Annotated in this window: 19 protein-coding genes and 3 pseudogenes; 13 read left to right on the top strand and 9 right to left on the bottom strand. The window is 60.9% G+C overall.

The window, feature by feature from the left end:
• The first annotated feature begins 121 nt into the window (after positions 1 to 121).
• The gene (locus P2081_RS16175; protein WP_278923900.1) at positions 122 to 1381 is read left to right on the top strand and encodes a flavin-dependent oxidoreductase; all 1260 of its coding nucleotides are present in this window, start codon (positions 122 to 124) and stop codon (positions 1379 to 1381) included.
• Positions 1382 to 1734: 353 nt separating this feature from the next.
• Here the strand turns inward: P2081_RS16175 and glpK are convergent, their stop codons facing one another.
• The 3 genes from glpK to panB form a co-directional block, all read right to left on the bottom strand.
• A complete protein-coding gene (gene glpK, locus P2081_RS16170; RefSeq protein WP_278923899.1) occupies positions 1735 to 3219 on the bottom strand; it encodes a glycerol kinase GlpK in 1485 nt (494 codons plus the stop codon).
• Positions 3220 to 3313: 94 nt separating this feature from the next.
• On the bottom strand, positions 3314 to 4165 hold the full coding sequence (panC, locus tag P2081_RS16165; protein ID WP_278923898.1) for a pantoate--beta-alanine ligase: 852 nt from the start codon (positions 4163 to 4165) through the stop codon (positions 3314 to 3316).
• 8 nt (positions 4166 to 4173) lie between these two features.
• Positions 4174 to 5004: a 3-methyl-2-oxobutanoate hydroxymethyltransferase gene (gene panB / locus P2081_RS16160; protein ID WP_278923897.1), complete on the bottom strand. Its 831-nt coding sequence runs from the start codon at positions 5002 to 5004 to the stop codon at positions 4174 to 4176.
• 162 nt (positions 5005 to 5166) lie between these two features.
• Between panB and P2081_RS16155 the strand changes: the two genes are divergently transcribed.
• From P2081_RS16155 to P2081_RS16125, 7 genes are all read left to right on the top strand, one after another.
• Positions 5167 to 6645, top strand: a complete 1479-nt coding sequence (locus tag P2081_RS16155) for an ABC transporter substrate-binding protein (protein WP_278923896.1) — start codon at positions 5167 to 5169, stop codon at positions 6643 to 6645.
• A gap of 110 nt (positions 6646 to 6755) precedes the next feature.
• Positions 6756 to 7169, top strand: a complete 414-nt coding sequence (locus P2081_RS16150; RefSeq protein ID WP_278923968.1) for a (R)-mandelonitrile lyase — start codon at positions 6756 to 6758, stop codon at positions 7167 to 7169.
• 5 nt (positions 7170 to 7174) lie between these two features.
• Positions 7175 to 8122 (top strand): ABC transporter permease, encoded by a 948-nt coding sequence (locus P2081_RS16145; RefSeq protein ID WP_278923895.1) that lies wholly within the window; start codon positions 7175 to 7177, stop codon positions 8120 to 8122.
• Between the two features lie 12 nt (positions 8123 to 8134).
• Positions 8135 to 8947, top strand: a complete 813-nt coding sequence (locus P2081_RS16140; RefSeq protein ID WP_278923894.1) for an ABC transporter permease — start codon at positions 8135 to 8137, stop codon at positions 8945 to 8947.
• Entirely contained in the window at positions 8947 to 10539 is a 1593-nt protein-coding gene (locus P2081_RS16135; protein ID WP_278923893.1) for an ABC transporter ATP-binding protein, read from the top strand. The genes P2081_RS16140 and P2081_RS16135 overlap by 1 nt, the downstream gene beginning before the upstream one ends.
• Complete coding sequence (locus P2081_RS16130; RefSeq protein ID WP_417701281.1) at positions 10539 to 11009, top strand: GNAT family N-acetyltransferase; 471 nt, start codon at positions 10539 to 10541, stop codon at positions 11007 to 11009. The genes P2081_RS16135 and P2081_RS16130 overlap by 1 nt, the downstream gene beginning before the upstream one ends.
• The gene (locus tag P2081_RS16125) at positions 11002 to 12474 is read left to right on the top strand and encodes an aldehyde dehydrogenase family protein (protein WP_278923892.1); all 1473 of its coding nucleotides are present in this window, start codon (positions 11002 to 11004) and stop codon (positions 12472 to 12474) included. Before P2081_RS16130 ends, P2081_RS16125 begins: the two co-directional genes overlap by 8 nt.
• Positions 12475 to 12809: 335 nt before the next feature.
• Here the strand turns inward: P2081_RS16125 and P2081_RS16120 are convergent.
• From P2081_RS16120 to P2081_RS16105, 4 genes and pseudogenes are all read right to left on the bottom strand, one after another.
• Positions 12810 to 13229, bottom strand: a pseudogene (locus P2081_RS16120) (VIT1/CCC1 transporter family protein); the annotation flags it as partial.
• On the bottom strand, positions 13226 to 15133 hold the full coding sequence (locus P2081_RS16115) for a heavy metal translocating P-type ATPase (RefSeq protein WP_278923891.1): 1908 nt from the start codon (positions 15131 to 15133) through the stop codon (positions 13226 to 13228). The gene P2081_RS16115 and the pseudogene P2081_RS16120, both read right to left, overlap by 4 nt.
• A 5-nt stretch (positions 15134 to 15138) precedes the next feature.
• Positions 15139 to 15503, bottom strand: a pseudogene (locus P2081_RS16110) (FAD:protein FMN transferase); the annotation flags it as partial.
• A 509-nt stretch (positions 15504 to 16012) separates the two neighbouring features.
• Complete coding sequence (locus P2081_RS16105) at positions 16013 to 17008, bottom strand: ABC transporter substrate-binding protein (protein WP_278923890.1); 996 nt, start codon at positions 17006 to 17008, stop codon at positions 16013 to 16015.
• Between the two features lie 248 nt (positions 17009 to 17256).
• Here P2081_RS16105 and P2081_RS16100 point away from each other — a divergent pair, with 248 nt between their 5' ends.
• From P2081_RS16100 to P2081_RS16085, 4 genes are all read left to right on the top strand, one after another.
• Complete coding sequence (locus tag P2081_RS16100) at positions 17257 to 18072, top strand: ABC transporter permease (protein ID WP_278923889.1); 816 nt, start codon at positions 17257 to 17259, stop codon at positions 18070 to 18072.
• 104 nt (positions 18073 to 18176) lie between these two features.
• Complete coding sequence (locus P2081_RS16095) at positions 18177 to 19214, top strand: NAD-dependent epimerase/dehydratase family protein (protein ID WP_278923888.1); 1038 nt, start codon at positions 18177 to 18179, stop codon at positions 19212 to 19214.
• Between the two features lie 62 nt (positions 19215 to 19276).
• Positions 19277 to 20335, top strand: coding sequence for a dihydrodipicolinate synthase family protein (locus P2081_RS16090; RefSeq protein WP_278923887.1), 1059 nt, complete (start codon positions 19277 to 19279; stop codon positions 20333 to 20335).
• Complete coding sequence (locus P2081_RS16085) at positions 20332 to 21111, top strand: ABC transporter ATP-binding protein (RefSeq protein WP_278923886.1); 780 nt, start codon at positions 20332 to 20334, stop codon at positions 21109 to 21111. The genes P2081_RS16090 and P2081_RS16085 overlap by 4 nt, the downstream gene beginning before the upstream one ends.
• 29 nt (positions 21112 to 21140) lie before the next feature.
• Here P2081_RS16085 and P2081_RS16080 read toward each other — a convergent pair whose 3' ends face one another.
• Both P2081_RS16080 and P2081_RS16075 read right to left on the bottom strand, forming a co-directional pair.
• On the bottom strand, positions 21141 to 21809 hold the full coding sequence (locus P2081_RS16080; protein ID WP_278923885.1) for a TetR family transcriptional regulator: 669 nt from the start codon (positions 21807 to 21809) through the stop codon (positions 21141 to 21143).
• A gap of 340 nt (positions 21810 to 22149) precedes the next feature.
• Positions 22150 to 22323, bottom strand: a pseudogene (locus P2081_RS16075) (IS481 family transposase); the annotation flags it as partial.
• Between P2081_RS16075 and P2081_RS16070 the strand changes: the two are divergent.
• Entirely contained in the window at positions 22303 to 22659 is a 357-nt protein-coding gene (locus P2081_RS16070) for a hypothetical protein (protein ID WP_278923975.1), read from the top strand. The pseudogene P2081_RS16075 and the gene P2081_RS16070 overlap by 21 nt on opposite strands.
• Positions 22660 to 22818 lie beyond the last annotated feature (159 nt).

The raw sequence follows: 22818 nt of genomic DNA, 5'->3' as shown, positions 1-22818 counted from the left end.
CGCCAAATCCCGGATCTACCTGCCAACGAAATGTCTCTGGCGCGGCCTTCAGCGCTTTTTCCTTGCCATGTGGGCAGGCCATGTGGTTCTGTGCCGTCAAATAATAGGAGGTATACTTACTATGTCCATTCTCATCGCAGGTGGTGGCATTGCCGGGCTAAGCCTCGGCCTGACGCTGCATCAGATTGGTGTGCCCTTTCACATCTACGAATCGACGGCGCAACTGCGCCCGCTTGGGGTTGGCATCAACCTGCAGCCCAATGCTGTGCGGGAACTCTTTGATCTCGGGCTTGAGGCAGAGCTGGACAGCATCGGCATTCGCACCCAGCAGCTGGGGTTCTATTCCAAGCTGGGCAAAACCATCTGGGAAGAGCCGCGCGGAATGCAGGCGGGCTATGCCTGGCCACAATATTCGGTGCATCGCGGTGAATTGCAGATGATGCTCTACCGGGCGCTGATCGCGCGGGCCGGGGAAGGCTGCATTACCACTGGGGCGCGGGCCTGTGGCTTTGAACACAGTGACAACGGCGCGGAACTTCTGCTCGCCGATGGCAGCCGTAAACACGGTAGCCTGCTGGTGGCTGCGGATGGCATTCATTCGGCGCTGCGCGCTCAGATGTATCCAGAAGAAGGCGCGCCCATCTGGAACGGGCGCATCCTGTGGCGCGCCACGACGCAAGGGCAACCCTGGAAAGGGGAGGCCGCCATGGTCATGATCGGCCACGACAGCCTGCGCCTGGTGGCCTATCCGATCTCGCGCCCCGATGCCGCGGGCCAGGTGACGCTGAACTGGATTGCCGAAAAGAGCTTTGACCCCGCCAGCCCCTGGAAAAAGGAAGACTGGAACCGCGCCGCCGATATCAATGATTTCATTTCGGATTTTGCAGATTGGCAGTTCGACTGGATTGATGTGCCAGGGCTGATCCGCGGCGCGGACGTGGTGTATGAATACCCCATGGTGGATCGCGACCCGCTGCCACAGTGGAGCTTTGGCGCGGTCTCTCTCATAGGGGATGCCGCCCACCCGACCTATCCGGTGGGATCCAACGGCGCCAGCCAGGCGATCCTGGATGCCCGGGTGATCGGGGCGAAACTGCTGGCGCAGGGCGTCACCCCGGCCGCCCTCGCCGCCTATGAGGCAGAGGTACGCCCGCTTGCAACAGGCATCGGCCAGACGAACCGGGCAGGCAAGGGGCCGGATGCGGTGTTGCAACAGGTCGAAGACCTCTGCGGCGGTGATTTCACCACCATTGACGAGGTGATCCCCCGTGCCGACCTGGCCGCCCATGCGGCGCGCTATAAATCCATCTCCGGCTTTTCGATCGAGGACCTGAACGCCCGCCCTGCCACCATCGCACCCGGCGCACGGATGGCGGGTTAGAAACACGGGGGGCCAAAGGGGCAGCACGGGGGCACAGGCAACGGTGAGCCCCCAGCAAGGGAGGGCTCCCGCCCGTCATCAGGCCCAAGGGGCCCTCTTTCCGTTGGGCCGGGCGCCGGGCCGGAGCCCGGCGTGGGCCTCCCCACCCCCCTTTGATCCAGACGCAACCGCGCCGCGCGTCAGCGCGGCGCCAGGCCCAAGGCCGCCAAGGTCTTTCGGCGCCAGCCGATGACCTGCGGGCGCGGGAGCCCCCCCTTGCCTCTCGATATCCGGGTGTACGCAGTCAACCAGTCAACCGCTCCACAGTAGGCTTTACCAAGGTTGCGCCGACCTGCCAGGGCCGACGCAGACCTCTAGATGCCAATCACGGCCTGCACCGCGCGCTGCCAGCGGGCATAGGCGGCGTCGCGACGCGCCGGGTCCAATTGCGGGGTGAATTCGCGGTCCAGCGCCCAGGTGGCCGCAAACCCTGCCTTGTCAGGGTAAAGCCCGGCCTGCATACCCGCGAGCCACCCTGCCCCCAGCGCCGTGGTCTCCTGCATCCTGGGCCGATCCACTGCTGCGCCCAACAAATCCGAGAGACTCTGCATGGTCCAGTCGCTTGCGCTCATGCCGCCATCAACCCGCAGGCTCACCTGGGCCTCTTCCGGCCAGTCGGCCCGCATTGCCTCCCACAGGTCGCGGGTCTGATAGGCGACACTTTGCAACGCCGCACGGGCGAGCTCTGCCGGGCCAGAGCCACGGGTCAGCCCAAAGATGGCCCCCCGGCACTCGGGTTGCCAATAGGGCGCGCCCAGCCCGGTAAAAGCGGGCACCAAAAGAACATCCTGTTCCGGATCAGCCTGCGCGGCCAGCGCCCCCGTCTGTGCGGCATCATCGATAATGCCCAACCCATCGCGCAGCCACTGTACTGCGGCACCGGCAATAAAGATCGACCCTTCCAGCGCATAGGTTGGCTGCCCATCCAGCTGATAGGCCACGGTGGTCAGCATCCGGTTATTGGACAAAACCGGCGTTGCGCCGGTGTTCAGCAGGGCAAAACATCCCGTACCATAGGTGGATTTCATCATCCCCGGCTGAAAACAGGCCTGGCCGATGGTGGCCGCCTGCTGATCGCCCGCGACGCCCAGAATAGGCACCTCTGCCCCCAGAATATCGGCCTGGACAACCCCAAAATCAGCGGCACAATCCTTGACCTCGGGCAGCATCGCCATTGGCACCTGCATCAAGGCACAGATCTCGCTGCTCCAGCTGCCTGTATGAATGTCATACAGCATGGTGCGCGAAGCGTTGGTGGCATCGGTCACATGCGCTTTGCCGCCGGTCAACCGCCAGATCAGAAAGCTGTCGATGGTACCAAAGAGCAGAGCACCGCGTTCTGCCTGGTCCCGTGCATCGGGCTGCTGATCCAGGATCCAGCGAACCTTGCTTCCTGAAAAATAGGGATCCAGCAGCAGCCCCGTCTGCTGGCGGATCAGATCTTCATGGCCCGCCGCGCGCAGGCTATCGCAGAATTCGGCGGTACGCCGGTCCTGCCAGACGATCGCCCTATGTACCGGTTTGCCGCTGTCCCTGTGCCAAACCGCTGTGGTTTCGCGCTGATTGGTAATGCCGATACCCGCCAGATCAGAGGCGCTGATACCGCAATCGGCCAGCACCTGGCTGCAGGTGGCAACCGTGCTTTGCCAGATCTCTTCCAGATCGTGCTCTACCCAACCTGCCTTGGGAAAATACTGCGGAAATTCCTGCTGCGCCGTACCCACGGCCTGCATTTCCGCATCAAACAATACAGCCCGTGTTGACGTGGTGCCCTGGTCGATTGCCAGAATGTAACTCATGTCCCGCCCCTTGATGGATCTCCTCAGGGCGAGACTTTAACGGCAAGATGTTACCGCTGCCAGTGCTTACTAAATAGTTAGTTCACGAAATCGGCTAGACCGCAACATTATCGATCAGCCGCACACCTTCCAGCCAGGCCGCCACAAACAGGCGCGCAGGGTGATCCGGGCCACCTGCGGTCTCCAGGGCGCGCAGATCCACTGCCGAGCAGAGCGAGAGATACTCCACTTCGTCGAACCCGGCAGCAAGGATATCAGCCTCGGCCTGCTTGCCCAGCGGCGCGAAGGACCCGCCTGCGGCCAGCTCTGCGGCCAGACTGGTCAGAATGGGATGCATCATCCCCGCCTGTTTCACACCAGCCGCAGACAGTCGCAAATTGCGAGAGGACATCGCCAGGCCAGAGGCCTCGCGCACCGTTGGGCAGCCCACCACCTCTATCGGGATATCCAGATCCCGCGCCATGCGCCGCACCACCAGAAGCTGCTGATAGTCTTTTTCGCCAAAAAACGCCTGATGTGCCCCGGTTTGCAAGAACAGCTTGGCCACCACCGTCGCAACCCCGTCAAAATGACCGGGGCGACAGGCGCCCTCCATCTGATCCGCCACCCCGGCCACCGCAACATTGGAGGCAAAGCCATCGGGGTAGATCTGGTCCGGGTCCGGCACATAGATAGCATCGACACCATAGGGGGCCAGTTTGATGGCATCCTCATGTTCGGTGCGCGGATAATTGGCCAGATCTTCGGGATTGTTGAACTGTTTTGGATTGACAAAAATTGTCACGACAACCCGGTCACAGGCGGCTTTGGCGGCCTCGACCAGCGACAGATGCCCTGCATGCAGGGCCCCCATAGTGGGCACAACACCGACCTTCTCGCCGGCACGGGTCCAGTCACTCTGTTTGGCGCGCAGCGCGGCGAGGCGGCGAATAATCGGAACGGTCATGAACGTATTCACCCTTTGGCGGCTGTTTGATCGGCAAAAACATGTTCGGCGGCCGGAAAGCTGCGCGCGCGGACATCGGCGGCATAGGCCGCAATCGCGGCCTCGGCATCAGCGCCCAGGTTGCCATAGCGTTTGACAAATTTTGGTTTGAAGGCGGTGAACAGCCCTAGCATGTCATCCACCACCAGGATCTGGCCATCACAGCCGACCGAGGCGCCAATGCCAATGGTCGGGATCGCCACGGCAGCGGTAATCTCATCCGCCAGTGTTTGCGGCACTTTTTCCAGCACCACGGCAAAGGCACCGGCCTCGGCCACCGCATGGGCACCCGCGATCACCGCAGCGCCGGCGGCATCGCGCCCCTGCACCTTATACCCGCCAAGGGTGTTGATTGATTGTGGCGTAAGCCCCAGATGCGCCATGACCGGAATGCCCCGCTCTACCAGAAAGCGGATGGTCGCGGCCATCTCGACACCGCCCTCCAGCTTGACCGCAGCCGCCCCGGTTTCGCGCATCAGCCGGGCGGCATTACGAAAGGCCTGCGCCGGGCTTTCTTCATAGGACCCAAACGGCATGTCAATCACCAGCATCGCATGCGACAGGCCGCGCGCAACCGCCGCGCCGTGAAGAATCATCATCTCCATCGTGACCCCCAGCGTCGATGGAAGGCCATGCAGCACCATGCCGACGCTGTCACCGACCAAAATAAAATCACAATGTTGATCCATCATCTGCGCCATCGGCGTGGTATAAGCTGTCAGGCTGACAATTGGCGTTTTGCCCTTTTTCGCAAGGATATCTCCTGCGGTAACGGCAGGTTTTTTTGAGTTCGCGCTCATGAATTTCCCTGGGTTTGTACGGGTTGCGCACGGCTATCAACTAAAGCCCTGCGCTTCTAGGCGACGAATTGTCTCTCACCCCTTGATTACCCCACGGAAAAGAGGAAACCTTAGCGCAAAGCCCCCGGCAACAGGGGACCCATCGCAACAAGGGAACTGGAAATGACATTCAGATCAATCGTTTTTGCCGCTAGCTCTACACTGGCACTGATAGCAGGCGCAGCATCGGCCAAGGATTCCGTGATCATCGGACTGCAGCTAGAGCCGCCTCACCTTGACCCGACCAGCGCTGCCGCCGGGGCGATTGACCAGGTACTTTATTCCAATGTTTTTGAAGGGCTGACCCGGTTTATGGGCGATGGATCGGTTGTGCCAGGCCTCGCCAATAGCTGGGAAATCTCGGAAGACGGGCTGAGCTATACCTTTCATCTGAACAGTGGTGTCACATTCCATGATGGCAGCAGCATGGACGCCGAAGATGTGAAATTCTCGCTGGATCGCGCCCGCGCCGAAGACAGCACCAATGCGCAAAAGGCCCTGTTTGCCGATATCGCCAGCGTCGATGTGGTTGACCCCGAAACAGTCAAGATCACCCTGAGCGAACCCAATGGCAACATGCTGTTCAACCTGGCCTGGGGCGATGCCGTCATCGTTGCCCCCGAGAGCATCGATGACATCAAGACCAGCCCTGTTGGCACTGGTGCCTTCAAATTCTCGGGCTGGGTGCAGGGCGACAGCATCACCTTGGAAAAGAACGCCGACTACTGGGGCACCCCTGCTGTGCTCGACAACGCCACCTTCAAGTTCATCTCGGACCCTACCGCCGCCTTTGCTGCAGTGATGGCCGAGGATGTGGACGCCTTCGCAAGCTTCCCGGCGCCGGAAAACCTGCCGCAGTTTGACGCCGATCCGCGTTTCCAGGTGCTGGTTGGTTCGACCGAGGGGGAAACCATCCTGTCGACCAACAACAAGCAGGCGCCTTTTGATGATCTGCGGGTGCGCCAAGCGCTGGCGCATGCGATTGATCGCCAGGCCATCATCGACGGTGCCATGTTTGGCTATGGCACCCCAATCGGCAGCCATTTTGCGCCGCATCATCCCGCCTATGTCGATCTGACCGGCCAATCCGCCTATGACCCGGAACAGGCCAAGGCGCTGCTGGCCGAGGCTGGCCTGGCGGATGGCTTCAAGACCACCCTGCACCTGCCGCCGCCCTCCTATGCCCGTCGTGGTGGCGAAATCGTCGCCGCCCAGCTGGCACAGGTTGGCATCGAGGCTGAAATCATCAATGTGGAATGGGCCCAGTGGCTGGAAACCGTGTTCCGCGGCAAGGATTTTGGCCTCACCATCGTCAGCCATACCGAGCCAATGGACATCGGCATCTATGCGCGCCCGGACTACTACTTTCAGTATGACAATCCTGAATTCCAAGAGCTGATGACCAGCCTGAACGCAACCACGGATCCAGATCAGCGCATGGCGATGCTCAAGCAGGCGCAGGAAACCATCGCAAATGACTATGTGAACGGATACCTGTTCCAGATGGCCTCTCTCAGCGTGGCCAAGGCCGATCTACAGGGACTTTGGGCAAATGCGCCGACCCAAGCCATTGACCTGACCGCCGTCAGCTGGGCTGACTAGACCCCCTATGCGCAGAGAGCCTGACAAGGCTCAGTGCTGCAACTGGACAATGCCTTCTGCCGGGCGCGACATCTCTCGCCCGGCAGCCTTAATCTTGCAGGACAGACATGATGATTGATCTCTACCCGGCCGGCAGCCGCCCCAGCCGCAAAGCCCCGCCGCAGTGGTTCACCGGCGATGTCTGGCTTGATCCTATCATCGACGCCCCTGCCCCTGCCCGTGTTTCTGCCCTGCGGGTGAGTTTTGCGCCAAGCGCACGCACCGCCTGGCACAGCCATCCCCTGGGACAGACCCTACAGGTGATCAGCGGCCTGGGCCTGATTGCCCTGCGCGATGAAGCCCCCCGCCAGATGCGCCCGGGCGATACCATCTGGATTCCACCCGGCGTCGAACACTGGCATGGTGCCGCACCGGACACTGCCATGGTGCATCTGGCCATCCAGGAAGGCCTTGATGGCTCTGCCGCTGAATGGCTAGAGCACGTCAGCGACACCGACTATCTACGCCCCACAAAGAGCGACTAATACCCATGCTACGCTATGCACTGAAACGGGGGCTGTCACTGACGATAAGCCTCGCCGTTGCCTCGCTTGTCATCTTTTTTGTCATCGAGATCGCGCCGGGAGATCCGGCTTCCTTCATGCTGGGCATCAATGCCGAGCCAGATACCGTTGCCGCCCTGCGCACCGAACTGGGGCTGGATCAAAGCAAGCTTCAGCGCTACCTCGGTTGGGTTGGCGGTATGCTGACCGGCGATTTTGGCATGTCCTATACCTATCGCACCCCGGTGGCAGAAATGATCACTGATCGCATGTGGGTGTCCCTGCCGCTGGCAATCTATGCGCTGACCCTGTCGACGCTGATCGCCTTTCCCGCAGGGATCTACGCCGCCGCACGCCGCGGCAAGCCTGGCGACATGGCAGTGATGGGGGCCACCCAGCTGGGCGTCGCGGTGCCAAATTTCTGGTTTGCGATGATCCTGGTGCTGATCTTTGCCATCAACCTGCGCTGGTTTGGGGCCGGCGGCTTTGCCGGTTGGGACGAAGGCTTTGGCCCGGCGATGAAGTCGCTGACCCTGCCTGCCATTGCCCTGGCCCTGCCCCAGGCTGCCATTCTGGCACGGGTCATGCGCTCGGCTTTGCTCGATATTCTTGGCGAAGATTTCATGCGCACCGCCCGCGCCAAGGGGCTGACACGACGTCAGGCGCTGTGGCGGCATGGGCTGCGCAATGCGATGATTCCGGTGCTGACCATCATCGGCCTGCAGTTTTCATTTCTGCTGGCCGGGGCCATCATCATCGAACAGGTGTTTTTCCTGCCCGGTCTGGGACGCTTGGTGTTCCAGGCCATTTCCGCCCGCGACCTGATCGTGGTGGAATCCGTAGTGATGCTTTTGGTCTTTGCCGTGATCAGCGTCAATTTTCTGGTCGATCTTGCCTATGCGCTGGTTGACCCCCGCCTGCGCAGCCGCACGTAAAGGAGCCTGCCGATGAACCGCAATCTTATCTTCGGGCTGGGACTGTCCTGCGTGGTCGTTCTGGCGGCGCTGATTTCCTTTGTCTGGACCCCCTTTGACCACACGGCGATGAATATTCCCGCCAAGCTGCAAACGCCCAATGGCACCCACTGGCTGGGCACCGATCACTTTGGCCGCGATATCTTTTCCATGATCATGGTAGGTGCGCGGACCTCTATCGCCGTGGCCCTGGTGGCCGTCGGCATCGGCATGGGGCTGGGGGTGCCGCTGGGCCTGGCAGCAGCCGCCAAGAAAGGCAGCTTGCTGGACGAAGGCATCATGCGGGCCAATGATCTGGTCTTTGCCTTTCCGTCCCTGGTGATCGCCATCCTGATCACAGCCATCTTTGGCGCTGGTGCCATAAATGCCATCATCGCCATCGGCATCTTCAACATACCGGTCTTTGCCCGCATCACCCGCGGTGCGGCGCTGTCCCTGTGGGAACGCGAATTCATCCTGGCAGCTCAGGTTTCCGGCAAGGGCGCGGCGCGCATATCGGCCGAACATATCCTGCCAAATGTGGCCAATCTGCTGATCGTACAGGGCACCATTCAGTTTTCCCTTGGCATCCTGGCCGAGGCAGGCCTGTCCTATGTCGGACTAGGTGCGCAGCCGCCCACCCCCAGCTGGGGCCGGATGCTGGCCGATGCCCAAACCATGGTGAGCTTTGCGCCGCATCTCGCCCTTATTCCCGGCTCTGCCATTGTGGTAACGGTGCTGGGGCTGAACCTGATGGGCGACGGTCTGCGTGACTGGCTTGACCCCAAACTGAGACTGGCACGCTGATGACATTGCTGAACATTTCCAACCTATCCCTGCGCATCGGTACTTTTGAGATCCTCAAGGATGTCTCTTTTTCCGTCGCCCCTGGTGAAATCGTCGCCGTTACCGGTGAGAGCGGATCCGGCAAATCGATGACAGCCTTTTCCGTCATGGGCCTGCTGCCCGACACCGCCGAGGCCAGCGGCGCGCTCTATCTGGAAGACCAGAACCTGCTGGACCTCAGTGAGGCGCAGATGTGCGGCATGCGCGGCAAGAACATTGGCATGGTGTTCCAGGAACCGATGACCGCGCTGAACCCGGTGAAAACCATTGGCGATCAGGTGATGGAAACCATCCTGATCCACAAGGCGATGTCCCCTGATCAGGCCCGCGACCGCGCCCGCGCCCTGTTGGACCGGGTCGGCCTGCCGGAAGACCGCTTTCCACTGGGCCGGTTCCCGCATGAACTGTCCGGTGGGCAACGTCAGCGGGTGGTCATCGCCATGGCCATCGCCCTGCGCCCCAAGCTGTTGATCGCCGATGAACCCACCACGGCGCTGGATGTGACAACCCAGGCGCAGATCCTTGATCTGCTGCGCGATCTGGTGCGCGAATTCGATATGGGGCTGATGATCATCACCCATGATCTGGCGGTGGTGGCGGACCTCGCCGATCGCATCGTGGTGATGCGCCACGGCGAACTGGTCGAAACAGGCTCTACCCAAGAGCTGTTGCACAATATGCAGCACCCCTACACAAAGATGCTCTTTGCCGCCTCCAACCACCAGGTGACACTGCCGCAAGCCCCCGCCCCCAAGCCACTGCTAGAGGTGTCTGGCGCCATCCGTGACTACCCGCTGCCGCGCGACGGGCTGTTTGCAAAGCCCAAGCATTTTCGCGCCGTCAAGGAGGTGTCCTTCACCCTGTACCGGGGCGAGCGCCTGGGGCTGGTAGGGGAATCCGGTTGCGGAAAATCGACCCTGACACGGGCGATTCTGGGGCTGGAGCCGCTGCAGGGCGGGGATATTCGCTTGGATGGGTTGCCCATCACCACTGAACAGAACCCGGAAATCCGCCGCCGTATGCAGGTGGTGTTCCAGGACCCGTTTGGCAGCTTCAACCCACGTCACCGGGTGGACCGGCTGATCACCGAACCCTTTCACACCCTGACCGACCCGCCCAAGGGCATGGCCCGCAGCGATCTGATCACTGAAACCCTGCGCGCCGTGGGCTTGAAGTCCGACGACGCGCAGAAATACATTCACCAGTTTTCCGGCGGCCAGCGCCAGCGTATCGCCATTGCCCGCGCCCTGATCACCCGGCCTGAACTGATCCTGTTTGACGAAGCGGTCTCAGCGCTGGATGTTTCGGTGCGCGCGCAGATCCTCGATCTGCTGGCCGAACTCTGCGAGGCCTACGGGCTGAGCTACCTGTTCATCAGTCACGACCTCAGCGTGGTGCGGACCATCACCGACCGCTGTCTGGTGATGCAAAAGGGCGAAATCGTCGAGGCGGCCCCAACGGAAGAGATCTTTTCCGCCCCCCAGCATCCCTATACCCGCGCGCTGATTGCAGCAGCACCGCAACTGCCGGATCTGAACCAGGGCGCTGCCTGATGGTAACGCTGTCGCTGATACTACCCCGCCAACAGGCGGTCTTTGCCTCGGTGTTGGCACCCTACTTCCACGAGGTCAGCCCAGAGGCAAAGATTGATCCGGTGAAACGCGCCGAGCAGATGCTCAATCGGCGCGACGTGACCGCATTCTGGATCCACCAGGGCGCGGCCCGCATCGGGTTTGCGCTGGTGCTGAACCTGCCCGACGACCGCCGAGAGCTATCGGAATTCCGGATCTCGCCGCAGCTGCGGCGGCAGGGGCTGGGCCGGGCGGCCGCCAGCCTGATCTTGCAGGAATTCCCTGGCCGCTGGCGCATGGGCATATCCGAGCGCTCACCGCAGGCCGCCGCCTTCTGGGGCACCTGTCTCAGCCTGGTGCCCGGTCTCAGCGATCTGAAGACTGGCGCGCCCTTTACCGAACATCAAACCAAAAGCTACACATTTGACATTGCAGGACCCGAACATGCCTAACCCACAGACCCCTGACGCAAGCCCTCTCTGGTTCGACCCCAGCCTGTGCCTTATTGGCGCCAACTGGCAACCCGCCACCAACGGTGAAACCCTGCCGCTGGTCAACCCCTCCGATGGCAGCGCCCTGTGCCAGATCGCCCGTGGCACCAGCGCCGATATCGATGCCGCCGTCCAGGCCGCCAAAGCAGCGCTGGAAGGTGACTGGGGCAGGATGAGCGCACTGGAACGTGGCCGCATCCTGACCCGGATTGGCCAGCTGGTGCTGGAACGGGTGGATGAGTTGGCCGCGCTTGAGGCCATGGATGTGGGCAAACCCCTGACCCAGGCCCGCGCCGATGCCGTCGCCCTGGCGCGCTACTGCGAATTTTACGGCGGTGCGGCGGACAAGGTACATGGCGAGACCATTCCCTATCTGGACGGCTATACCGTCTATACCCTGCGTGAACCGCACGGTGTCACCGGCCATATCGTTCCCTGGAACTATCCGATGCAGATCATCGGGCGCTCGGTCGGGGCGGCGCTGACCATGGGCAATGCCTGTGTGCTGAAACCAGCAGAAGAGGCCTGCCTGACCGCGCTGGCCTTTGCCCATATCGCCCAGGAAGCCGGGCTGCCCGCCGGGGCGCTGAACGTGGTGCCCGGTATCGGTGCCGAGGCAGGCGCGGCGCTGACCGCGCATCCAAGCGTACATCACATCTCCTTCACCGGGTCGGTAGCCACCGGCGCGCTGGTGCAGCAATCTGCGGGCAAGAATGTGGTACCTGTGACGCTGGAGCTGGGCGGCAAATCCCCCCAGCTGGTGTTTGACGACGCCGATCTGGACGCGGCGCTGCCGTTTTTGGTCAATGCCGGCATTCAGAACGCCGGGCAGACCTGCTCTGCCTCTTCGCGCATTCTGGTGCAGCGCGGCGTCTATGAAACGGTCAAGGCCCGCATGGCTGCAGCCTATGACGAGTTGACTGTTGGCCCGGCCGGCGATGATCTGCGCCTTGGGCCACTGATCTCAAACCGCCAGAAAGAGATCGTCGAGGGCTTCCTTGCCAAGGGCGCAGATCTGCAACTGGCAGCCCAGGGACGCATCGTTGACGGCGCACCGGACACCGGCGCCTATGTCCGCCCCACCCTGTTTGCCGATGTGCCAGCCGATCACGCACTGGCCCAGCAAGAAATCTTTGGCCCGGTGCAGGTACTCATCCCCTTTGATACCGAGGAAGAGGCGCTCAACATTGCCAATTCCACCGAGTTCGGCCTGGTTGCCAGCGTCTGGAGCCGCGATGGCGCCCGCCAGATGCGCTTGGCCAAGAAGCTGCATGCGGGTCAGGTGTTCCTCAACAACTATGGCGCCGGCGGCGGGGTTGAGCTGCCCTTTGGCGGCGTTGGCAAATCCGGCCATGGCCGCGAAAAGGGCTTTGAGGCGCTCTACGGGTTTTCCCAGCTCAAGACCGTGGCCGCCCATCACGGCTAGAGACGCTTGACCAACCCACAGGTCGTGATGAACGGGCTGTATCAGAGGGTTTGCGCCGCGCAAGCCCGTCGTGAGTGGCAGGCCGCGCCTATGGCGCGGCCTGCCCGTTTCGGCAAATACTGCGATTGCGGCAAACGAACGTTTGAGCGCAAAGTGGTGAATCTTGCCGTACGCATAAATGGCAGCAATCTGTGCAATAGCAGAATTTGCAAAGTCCGCCTCACGGCCTGGGAACACAGCATGTGACCGCTGCGATGCCGCGTGAGAAGCTGCCATTGATGAGAGTTGCGGCGAATTTATTGGGTTTGAGCGCAGCAGGGCGGGATAAAGCTGCCCTCGGAGACGCCGAGTTCGTCGCGCCCATGCGGTCCGAGCGCGTCGCGTTTGGTCAACTGGACGGCCACCTCTTCAGCAAGGTCGCGGTCGAGTCCCCCGTCGACATAGATCTGCGTCAACTCCTCGATCTCGGCCTCGGGCGTTTCTGCGAGTTCACGGGTCTCGCGCGCAAGGTCGGCTTGTTCGGCGTCGGTCTACGAGCTGACCGAGACGTATTCGCCTGCCGCCATGGACATCGCCCCGGAGACGAGCCCGGCGAGGCCCGTGATCAATACCTCGGGTTTTCCAGATCCTGCCGCGGCGACGCAGACAACCAGGCTCGCAGTCGACACGAGTCCGTCATTGGCGCCCAGCACGGCCGCCCGCAGCCAGCCGATGCGATGCGCCATATGAATCTCGGAATGTGAGAGGCGGCTCATGGCTTGGCTCCTTGCGCGATCTCGGCCTGCCCGGCGGAGACACCCTTTGGTTTCGGAATGGTGGGTTCATGGGGTGCGATGCGCAGCGCGCGCAGGGCATTGAGGATCACCGCCACGTCGATTGCCTCCTGCAGGAGTGCGCCCTGAACCGGGGTGAGATAGCCCAAAGCGGCCGCGATCATGCCCATGACCGACAGGCCGATCCCGGCCACGACGCTTTCCACGGCGATGCGGTGCGCACCTCGCGCGATCTCGATGCCCGGGCCCAGCCGGTCAATGCGGTCCACGAGGAGCACGACGTCCGCCGCCTCGGCCGAGGCCGCTGCCCCACGTGCGCCCATCGCAACGCCCACATCTGCCGCCGCGAGTGCTGGCGCGTCGTTGACGCCGTCGCCCACCATCATGACGGGCCCGTTCTTGCGCTCGCTCAGCACCAGCAGAACCTTCTGATCGGGCGTGAGACCCGCGCGCAGACCGTCGAGGCCCAGCCCCTCGGTCACGCGCTCGGCCACATCGGCGCGATCGCCGGTGGCCAGCAAGATGCGCGCAATCCCCTCGCGGCGCAGACCGTCGAGCATCTGGCCCGCGCCTTCGCGCAACGGATCGGACATCACGAGGTACCCTGCCATGTGCCCGTCCACGGCGACGGCGACGAGGACCGAACCGGCTGCGATTGCCGAATGATCGTCCGGCCGCCGTCCGACGCGGGACGCGACGAAGGCATCTCCACCGACGATGACCTTCCGGCCCTTGACATGGCCCACGACGCCTTCGCCCGGTATCTCGGCCACGTCTGACGGAACCGGCAGCGTGAAGCCCCGTGCCTTCGCGGCGGCTACGATGGCCTGCGCTACAGGGTGCTTCGACGCCTGGTCGAGCGAAGCCGCGAGGCGCAGGATGTTGTCTTCGCTCATGCCATCGTGGCTGTCGATCGAGACGATCTGAGGACGGCCATCCGTCAGGGTCCCCGTCTTGTCGAGGATCAGCGTGCGGATGCGCGCCATCGTCTCAAGCGGCCCGGCGCCCTTGATCAGCACACCGAAATGCGCCGCGCGCGAAAGACCGGCGACCAGAGCCACAGGCACGGCCAGGATCAACGGACAGGGCGTGGCGACGACCAGCACGGCAACGGCCCGGATCGGATCCCCGGTGAGCCACCACGCTGCGAAGGCGATGCCGAGCGTGACCGCGAGAAAGCCCAGCGACCAGCGGTCGGCCAGCCGCGACATCGGCGCCTTCGACGCCTGCGCCTCTTCCACCAGCCGGACGATCCCGGCATAGGTGCTGTCCTTCGCTTCTCGGGTCGCCGTCAGGTCGAAGGCCTCGCCCGCGTTTGTCGCACCGCTCATCGCCTCGGCCCGGCGCGCCAGCCGCACCGGCAGGGACTCCCCGGTCAGTGCCGAGGTGTCGAGGAATGCCGTGTCGGAGACCACCGTGCCGTCCACCGGCACCACGTCGCCCTGCCGGATCAGCAGGCGGTCGCCCGGGGCGATCTCGCCGAGCGGCACCTCCTCCAGCCCACCGTTGCGGTGCCGGGTCGCGCTCCGCGGCACGCGGGAAAGGAGGTCATGCATCTCGCGCCGGGCGCGGCCCTCGGCGAAGGCCTCGAGGAATGTGCCCCCGGAATACATCACCGCGACGACGGCCGCCGCAAGCGTTTCGCCGAAGAGAAGCGCCGCCGACATCGACAGCGCAGCGACGATATCGAGGCCCACCTCGCCGGAACGCAGACTGCGCAGAATTTCGACCACGAGCGCGGCGAGTGCGGGAAAGACACCGACGATCCAGACCAGGTCGGCGATGTCGGTCCGGCCCGCGAAGTAGAAGGCAAGTCCCAACGTCAACCCGGCCGCGGCCAGCAGCAGAATGGCGGTCTTGAGGTGATCGGTGCGGGTGGTTTCCATGCTGCTCATCTTTCTCCTGCGGAGGCGATTGCCGCTGGCTCTTCGGAGAAAAGTCCTCCGACTCCCACGCCCCTTAGGCTGGCATCATCATCGCGCAGGAGGAACAGGGCGTCGAGCCCGGTTTGTCTTGCGAGCGTCGCGCCTTTGTCCGGCCCAAGCACCATGAGGGCCGTCGCCCAGGCATCGGTTTCGGCACAGGTGCGGGCGACAACAGTTACGGAGCCCAGCGACGCGATCAATGGCGCTCCGGGTCCGGCGCCTCGACCGCGATGGTCCAGGCCTTCCCATCGGGTCGGAGGCCCATCGCGCGCATCTCGCCATCGATCCCGACAAGGGCCTCGGCGATTCCGTGGTCGCGCAGTGTCTCGGCCGGACAGGTGACCGGCCCCCTGGGGTTCCCAAATACGGCATCCAATCTTGCCGTGATAGCCATCGATGCTGACCAGCCCACGGCAACCCTCTTCTCACTTTCGCCTTTCGGTTCATAGTAAAACGACGACCGCGCGATCGACAGCAACGCGCATTGCTTGCCGACAGACAAGCCCGGCAGGTTCGGCTCGATCATCTTGCGCCTCACTTGCCGGTCCAGGATTTGAGCTTTCTGGCCAAGAAATCATTGGCGACGGCATTCGCCATTGTCGCTCGGACCAGTGGCGCGACATGGCTCATTCCCCGATCTTGGCCTTGAACTCTGGGTGATGTTGTTTCCCTTTCGACATCGTCGATCTCCTTCGTGTGGAAGATCAACGGACAGCAAATCGCAGCTTACGTCAGTGCCCGAATTTCGGGGGTAGCTCAGTCAGCAACGGTACCGCCTGAAAGTTCTGCCAATACAAAAACAAAGCTGCAATAACGCAGCACTAGGGCTGCGCCTGCGCCCTACTTTGCTGCGGTCATCTTGATCTCTTTGGACAGAAAATCGTTGGTGTAGGCGGTTTCGATATCAAACGGGGTGTCGACGCCAAAATAAGTATCAACAAGCTCATAAGTCTCGGAGATCCGCTCAGGATCGAACCAGCCAAGCGCCTCGTTCACCGTGGCCTCTGTGGTCATCAATTCCGTAACGCGGCCCCAGGTATTTTCCAAATCTATACGCTGCAAGCCGCTGGCATTTTCCAGCAAGGCATCCATGCACGGCGATGGGTCTTCGACGCAGGCGCGATAGGCCTTTTGCGTAATCTCGGTAAAGGCGCGCACAAGGTCTTCGTTTTCCGCAAGAAATTCGTTGTTGGCGATAAAAGAGTTGCCGTATGGGTTCAGGCCGATCTCACTCCAGCGCAAGAAACCCAGATCGTCGCCGAACTCTTTCAGCTTTAGGTCATGCGCATTGTAAAAATCGCTTATGATGTCCACGCGATCCGCCGCCAAGGTCGGGATTTTAGCCGCAGGCGCGATATTCACAAACTCTGGCCCGTCTTCGGGAACCCCTGCCGCCTTGGCGAATGCGGGCCACATCACCCGTGCCGCATCACCTGATGGGTTGCCCAAGGTCCGCCCCGCAAAATCCTCGGGGCCTGCGATACCGCTGGAATTTTTCCAGTAAAAAGCAAACGGCGAATTCGCATAAAGGGCCATAATCGCGGTGATTTCCGCGCCTTTGGATTTCGCCAGAAAGGCGGTGCCAAGCTCTGCAATGCCCAGATCGTTGGCACCGACCCCAACATTCTGCGCAGACATGCCCGATCCTTTTCCTGGCTCGACTTCCAACTCAATCCCGGCCTCTTCATACCAGCCCTGCGCAAGCGCATAATAAATCGGCCCGTGGTCCGCACCTGCCTGCCAATTGAGGATGAGGCTGACAGGCTTGGCCTCAGCGGTCATCGGCGCGAGCACAAATGCACAGGCCCCTACCAATTTCAAATACATGCGCTTCATTTTGCAATCTCCCGGTTGCGATTTCATCGACTGCGCGGGCCGCTTCAGAACTTAGCCCGCGCTGTCTCTACCGACGCTAGACGCGCAAATATGAATCTGTCAACAAACTTCAACCAAATGGTTGATGTAATTCCCACAGATCCCTTTGCGACCCCACTTAACAGAGCGGATATTCGATATAATACAATATTGACAGGCAAAATTATTCTCTACATTGTCAACCAAACGTTTGATAAAAGGATCAGCCGATGACCGACGCTAGTAAATTGACGCCAAAACGTCGTCAGCCGTTTCTGCCGGAAGGGTGGTCAAATTGGGCGCTGGGGGCAGCGGCACATATTGCGGTCTTTGCGCTTTGGTGGGCAGTGACGGCATCAGGCGCTGTGCCGGCATTCATCCTGCCTTCGCCCGGCGCAACCCTGTCCACCTTGACCAACCCTGTCTATCAATGGGGCAACAACACGCTGGTCACCGCGACGGAAATTTTTGTCGGTTACGGACTGGCCATCGCGACGGGTGTGTTGATGGCCATGCTCTTTTCATGGTTTCGGCTGTTACGGGCGGCGCTGTTCCCTTTGTTCATCACAATTTCCATGATACCCAAGGTTGCTTTGGGGCCCCTGCTCATTGTCTGGTTTGGCTATGGCATCACCACCAATATCTTTTTTGCCTTCCTGATTTCGATTTTCCCCATCTTGATCACCACCGCCCGCGGCCTGCGCGAAGTTGAACCCGATCTTCTGGATCTGGTGCGCGCCCTTAACGGCACGCGCTGGCAGATCTTTCGCAAAATTCAGTTTCCAAGCGCGCTGCCCTATATCTTTTCATCCATGAAAGTCGGCGCAATCCTTGCTGTTGCCGGTGCCATCGTGGGTGAATTCGTGGCCTCCAGTCAGGGGCTTGGCTATCTGATGATACAGGTCCAATCGACGCTGGATACCGCAGCAATGTTCATGGCCGTGATCCTGCTAAGCCTACTTGGCGTCGCGCTCTTTGGCTTTGTCATGCTGTTGGAACGGATTTTCGTGGTCAAGGACGCGCGCCTTGACGGTGCTCCGACATAACCGCGCGACGATCCACCCCGAAATCACTCCAAATATCTGAAATCCTCCACTGTTGGGTGCCACGCCGCCCCGATCACGCCGCCTGACCAAGAAGGAAATTCCTTATGGAAACCATCACTGAACACCTCCCCGCAACGATACCTGACCTGGAAACATTGGAGGAACTCCTCTCCCGGCCGGACGCTGCGACAATCCGCGATCTGGAAACGCTCGACGGTGACGTCATGGTGCTGGGTGTCGGCGGAAAAATTGGCCCCAGCCTGGCACGTATGGCCGCACGCGCCCTGCCCGACCGGCGCGTGATTGGTGTCGCCCGATTTTCTGACGCGCAGACACGCCAGAAATTGGATGCCTGGGGGGTCGAAACGATCAAATCTGATCTGCTGGACCGGGACGCATTGACCCGCCTGCCGCGCGTTAGGAATATTGTGTTCATGGCGGGTCACAAATTCGGTTCCTCCGGCAACCAGGGCCTGACATGGGCGATGAACAGCTATCTGCCCGGCATGGTCGCCGAAACATTCCCTGACGCTTGCATTTCTGCCTTTTCCACAGGGTGCGTTTATCCCTTTGTCCCGATCCAAGACATCGGTGCCGACGAAAGTCTGGCCCCCAACCCACCGGGCGAATATGCGCAATCCTGCGTGGCACGCGAGCGGATGTTTGAACATTTCTCAAAGGTGCACGGCTCCCCCGGGCGGATCATTCGTCTCAATTACGCAATCGACCTGCGCTACGGTGTGCTGTGCGATATCGCTGATGCCATTCGCGCGGGCCAACCTGTCAATGTCGGCACTGGCCACGTCAACCTGATCTGGCAAGGCGATGCAAACCGCTATGCTTTGCGCGCACTGGCACATGCCACCACGCCGACAACTCCGCTGAACGTCAGCGGGCCGGAAACCCTGCCTGTGGCTTGGTTGGCAAATGAATTGGCCCGGCGCATGGGGCGCGAGGCCATTATTGCAGGCACCCCATCGCCCACCGCGTGGCTGAACAATTCCGCCGCTGCATTTGATCTTTTCGGCTATCCGACTGTCCCGCTGGCACGGCTGCTGGATTGGGTGGCGGACTGGACAGCGCGTGACATGCCAAGCCTTGGAAAACCCACCAAATTCGAGGCCCGCGATGGGCGCTACTAACCGATCAAAACGGCATCACAAGAATTGATGCTTAAACCCCATTCCCGACAAGGCAGTTCCACATGACACATTGGACAGACATCCCCCCTCCCGTACTAGATTTGCTGCGCAAGGGCACGGTTATTCCCGCCCACCCTCTGGCGCTGGATGAGGGCAACAAACTTGATCACCTTCGACAGCGGGCATTGACCCGCTACTATCTCGACGCAGGCGCAGGCGGGCTTGCTGTTGGCGTACATACAACCCAGTTTGAAATCCGCGAACACGGACTTTATGAGGCGGTGCTGGACGCCTGTGCCAAAGCCGCAGATGAATGGACTGACAAACCCCTTGTGCGCGTTGCCGGCATTGTCGGGCGCACAGACCAGGCCAAGCGCGAAGCACAAATCGCGCGCGGGCTTGGTTATCATACTGGGCTCATCAGCCTTGCCGCCTTCAAAGGCGCAAGCATTGATGACATCATCGCCCATTGTCAGGCCGTCGCAGAGGAAATTCCGCTGTTTGGGTTCTACCTGCAACCCGCGGTGGGCGGCATGAAGTTACCTTATGAATTCTGGCGCCGGTTTGCCGAAATCGAAAATGTAATCGGCATCAAGATGGCACCCTTTGATCGCTACGCAACCTTGGACGTGATACGCGGTGTCGCAGCCGCGCGCGCCGAAGACCGCGTAATGCTCTATACGGGCAACGACGATCACATCGTTGGCGACCTGCTCACCCCATTTACCCTTGCCCGCGATGGCGCGCCGCTGACCTTGCACATACGCGGCGGGCTTCTTGGCCATTGGTCGGTATGGACCAAAGCGGCTGTCGACCTTTACGCCCGTTGCCGCGACGCCACCCAAACCGGCATGATACCCGCAGATTTGCTCGCGCTCGACAGCGAAGTCACCGATTGCAACGCCGCGCTCTTTGACGTGGCCAACGGGTTTCGCGGCGCCATCGCCGGATGCCACGAAGTGTTGCGCAAACAAGGTCTGTTGACCCACACCCGATGCCTCAGCCCCAATGAGGTGCTAAGCTCTGGCCAGGCTGATGAAATCGCCCGAGTCGCCCGGGATCACCCGCATTTAACCGACGATGCCTTTGTCGCGGAAAACCTCGAAAGGTGGCTGACATGACCGGCACTCCGATCATCCGGATGGAAAACGTCCGCAAAGTCTACCACACACGCGATCGCGACGTTCTGGCGGTGTCCGATGTCACGCTCGATGTGAACGAGGGCGAGTTTGTATCGCTGGTTGGCCCCTCCGGCTGTGGTAAATCGACCGTGCTGAAAATCCTTGCCGACCTGATAAAGCCTGATGTCGGGACCGTTCAAATCGGAACTCCCGGTGCTCCCTTCGACCCCAGTCGTGACATCGGCATGGTCTTTCAACAGGCGCTTTTGCTGAAATGGCGGCGGATCATCGACAACGTGATGCTTCCGGCCGAAATCATAGGCCTGCCCGTAAAAGAAAGCCGCGAACGCGCCCGCGATCTGCTGCAGATGGTCGGTCTTGGCGGATTCGAAGACCGCTACCCCTACGAATTGTCGGGCGGCATGCAACAACGCGCCGCAATTGCACGGTCCTTGGTTCACGACCCTAAAATGGTGCTGATGGACGAACCATTTGGCGCATTGGATGCGCTGACCAGAGAAAAGATGAACCTCGAAATCCTCCGCATTTGGGAAGCATCGAACAAGACGATCCTGTTTGTAACCCATTCCATTCAGGAAGCGGTGTTATTGGGCTCTCGCTGCGCGGTGTTGACGGCTGGCCCTGCGCGCATGGCCGATAATTTTCCCATCGACCTGCCTTACCCGCGCAAACTTGCGATGAAAACGCAGGATTCCTTTGGCGTCTATACCCAACGGATTTACAAACTTCTTGATCTGGAAAGCGTGGCCGATTGAACCCGTGGCCTTACCGGCAAAACGACCCCTCAGCCGGTAAGGCCGGGATCGGTACGCACCCTGATCGCGTTCAGGGTAAAATCCACAATATGGGCGCACCGTTCGGCGTGGGCAGCCGGCGTGTCGTGAACCCGGTCGAAAATCCGGCTCAGTGTGTGAACGTTCGCAAAGTTGAAAAACGACATCCCGGCAATTGACAGATACACATGCAGCGGATCAAGACCCCGCCGAAAGACGCCATCGCGCACGCCGCGTTCAAGGGTTTCACCAATCAGTTCGATGATCGTTGAGTTGGCGTCCCGCACCGTGTCCAGCCCGATCAAATGCCGCCCGCCATGGGTGTTTTCGTCAGCCAGCAACCGCACGAAATCACGATTGTCGCGCAGATGTTCGAACGAAAAATCAATCAGCCGCCGCATCGCTTCTTCGGGAGGAAAGGCACTTAGGTCAAGTGCGGCCTCCCGTTCGCGAATCTCGGAATAAACCTGTTCAAGAACGGCAGTATAAAGCCCATCCTTGTTGCCGAAATAATGATACACAAGCTGCTTGTTGGATCCGGCGCGCCGCCCGATATCATCCACCCGCGCCCCTTCCAGCCCCGCCTCGGCAAAGGCTTCCCGCGCAGCTAACAGCAAATTGTAACGCGTGGTTTCTGACGCATCAGAACGTGGCTTTCGCGGTGGTCTCGGCTTTGACATAGGATGCGCCAACTGATGAATAGAGCTTCTAGATATCTACCTGATCGTACTGTCTATTTCTAGGGTCATGAGAAGACCCCAATCATTAGGCAGGTCAGAAAGGTCGCATCCCCCCCGCTACGGGCTTGCACGCCATCAGCCAAAAGCGCCCCTGCCGCAGAGCGGCTTAGTCCAACCGCCCTCCCTGCTGGAGCTGTCGAGAGCGAGCGGTGGTAGCTGCCGCGTCCGCTTTGGGGCTGGAACCGGTCATCCGGGTAGTCGCGCCGAAGCCTGCAAGGTCAAGATTTGCGTGCCGCACCGCCGCAAGTCCGGTTCCGCGCCAAAGCGCCCTTGTTGCGTCCTAGGTGTTCAGTCCCGGCGTCTGGTGGATCGGATTTAGGATGAAACGATCTGGCTCTGAAGTCCAGATTTTGCAGATGTATTCGCAGCGTGTGAGGCCGTTCAGGGTCTTTAAACTGCGTGCGAAGTTGTATGCGTCCATGAAGTCGGCAAGATGCGTGCGCAGCTGATCATGTCTCAACTTGGCGAGAACGTCACTTGGGTCGAGAGCACCGCGAATATCGAGATCGAAGAAGTGACGGTCATTGTGCCGCACGCCTATCGGATCACCATGCAGCGTTTCGGCGGCGATATCCTACGCCTGCAGGGATTTGGTGTCGATGTTGATACCTCGACGGCAAGCGCCGAGGAAGTAGAAGCAGCAATGGCCACCCAAGGTATTCATGTCACCCGGGATTCCAGTAGCGGCAATTTCGAAATCGGCTTTGGCACAACCGGTGATGCCATCACCATCAGTTTCGACCAAACTGTGTTGCATGGGCAGATCTGGGAATACTTCGAGTTCGTTTGATTTCACCAACTGCGCTCTGCGGATGTACGGGTAGACCGCCCCCCAGGCGGAACACTGCCTGGGGTTTCCACGCATGGGCTTTGGGCGCAGCTCTTATTGCTCTGAGCGCCCAGTATTGTCGTCGAGTTCCCTGGGTGCGACATATGTCCGCTGACAGCT

The sequence above is a fragment of the Pseudophaeobacter profundi genome (assembly GCF_029697505.1).
GTDB classification, from domain to species: domain Bacteria; phylum Pseudomonadota; class Alphaproteobacteria; order Rhodobacterales; family Rhodobacteraceae; genus Pseudophaeobacter; species Pseudophaeobacter profundi.
Note: the sequence above shows the minus strand (reverse complement) of the source record. Positions and strands in the feature narration are given on the sequence as shown.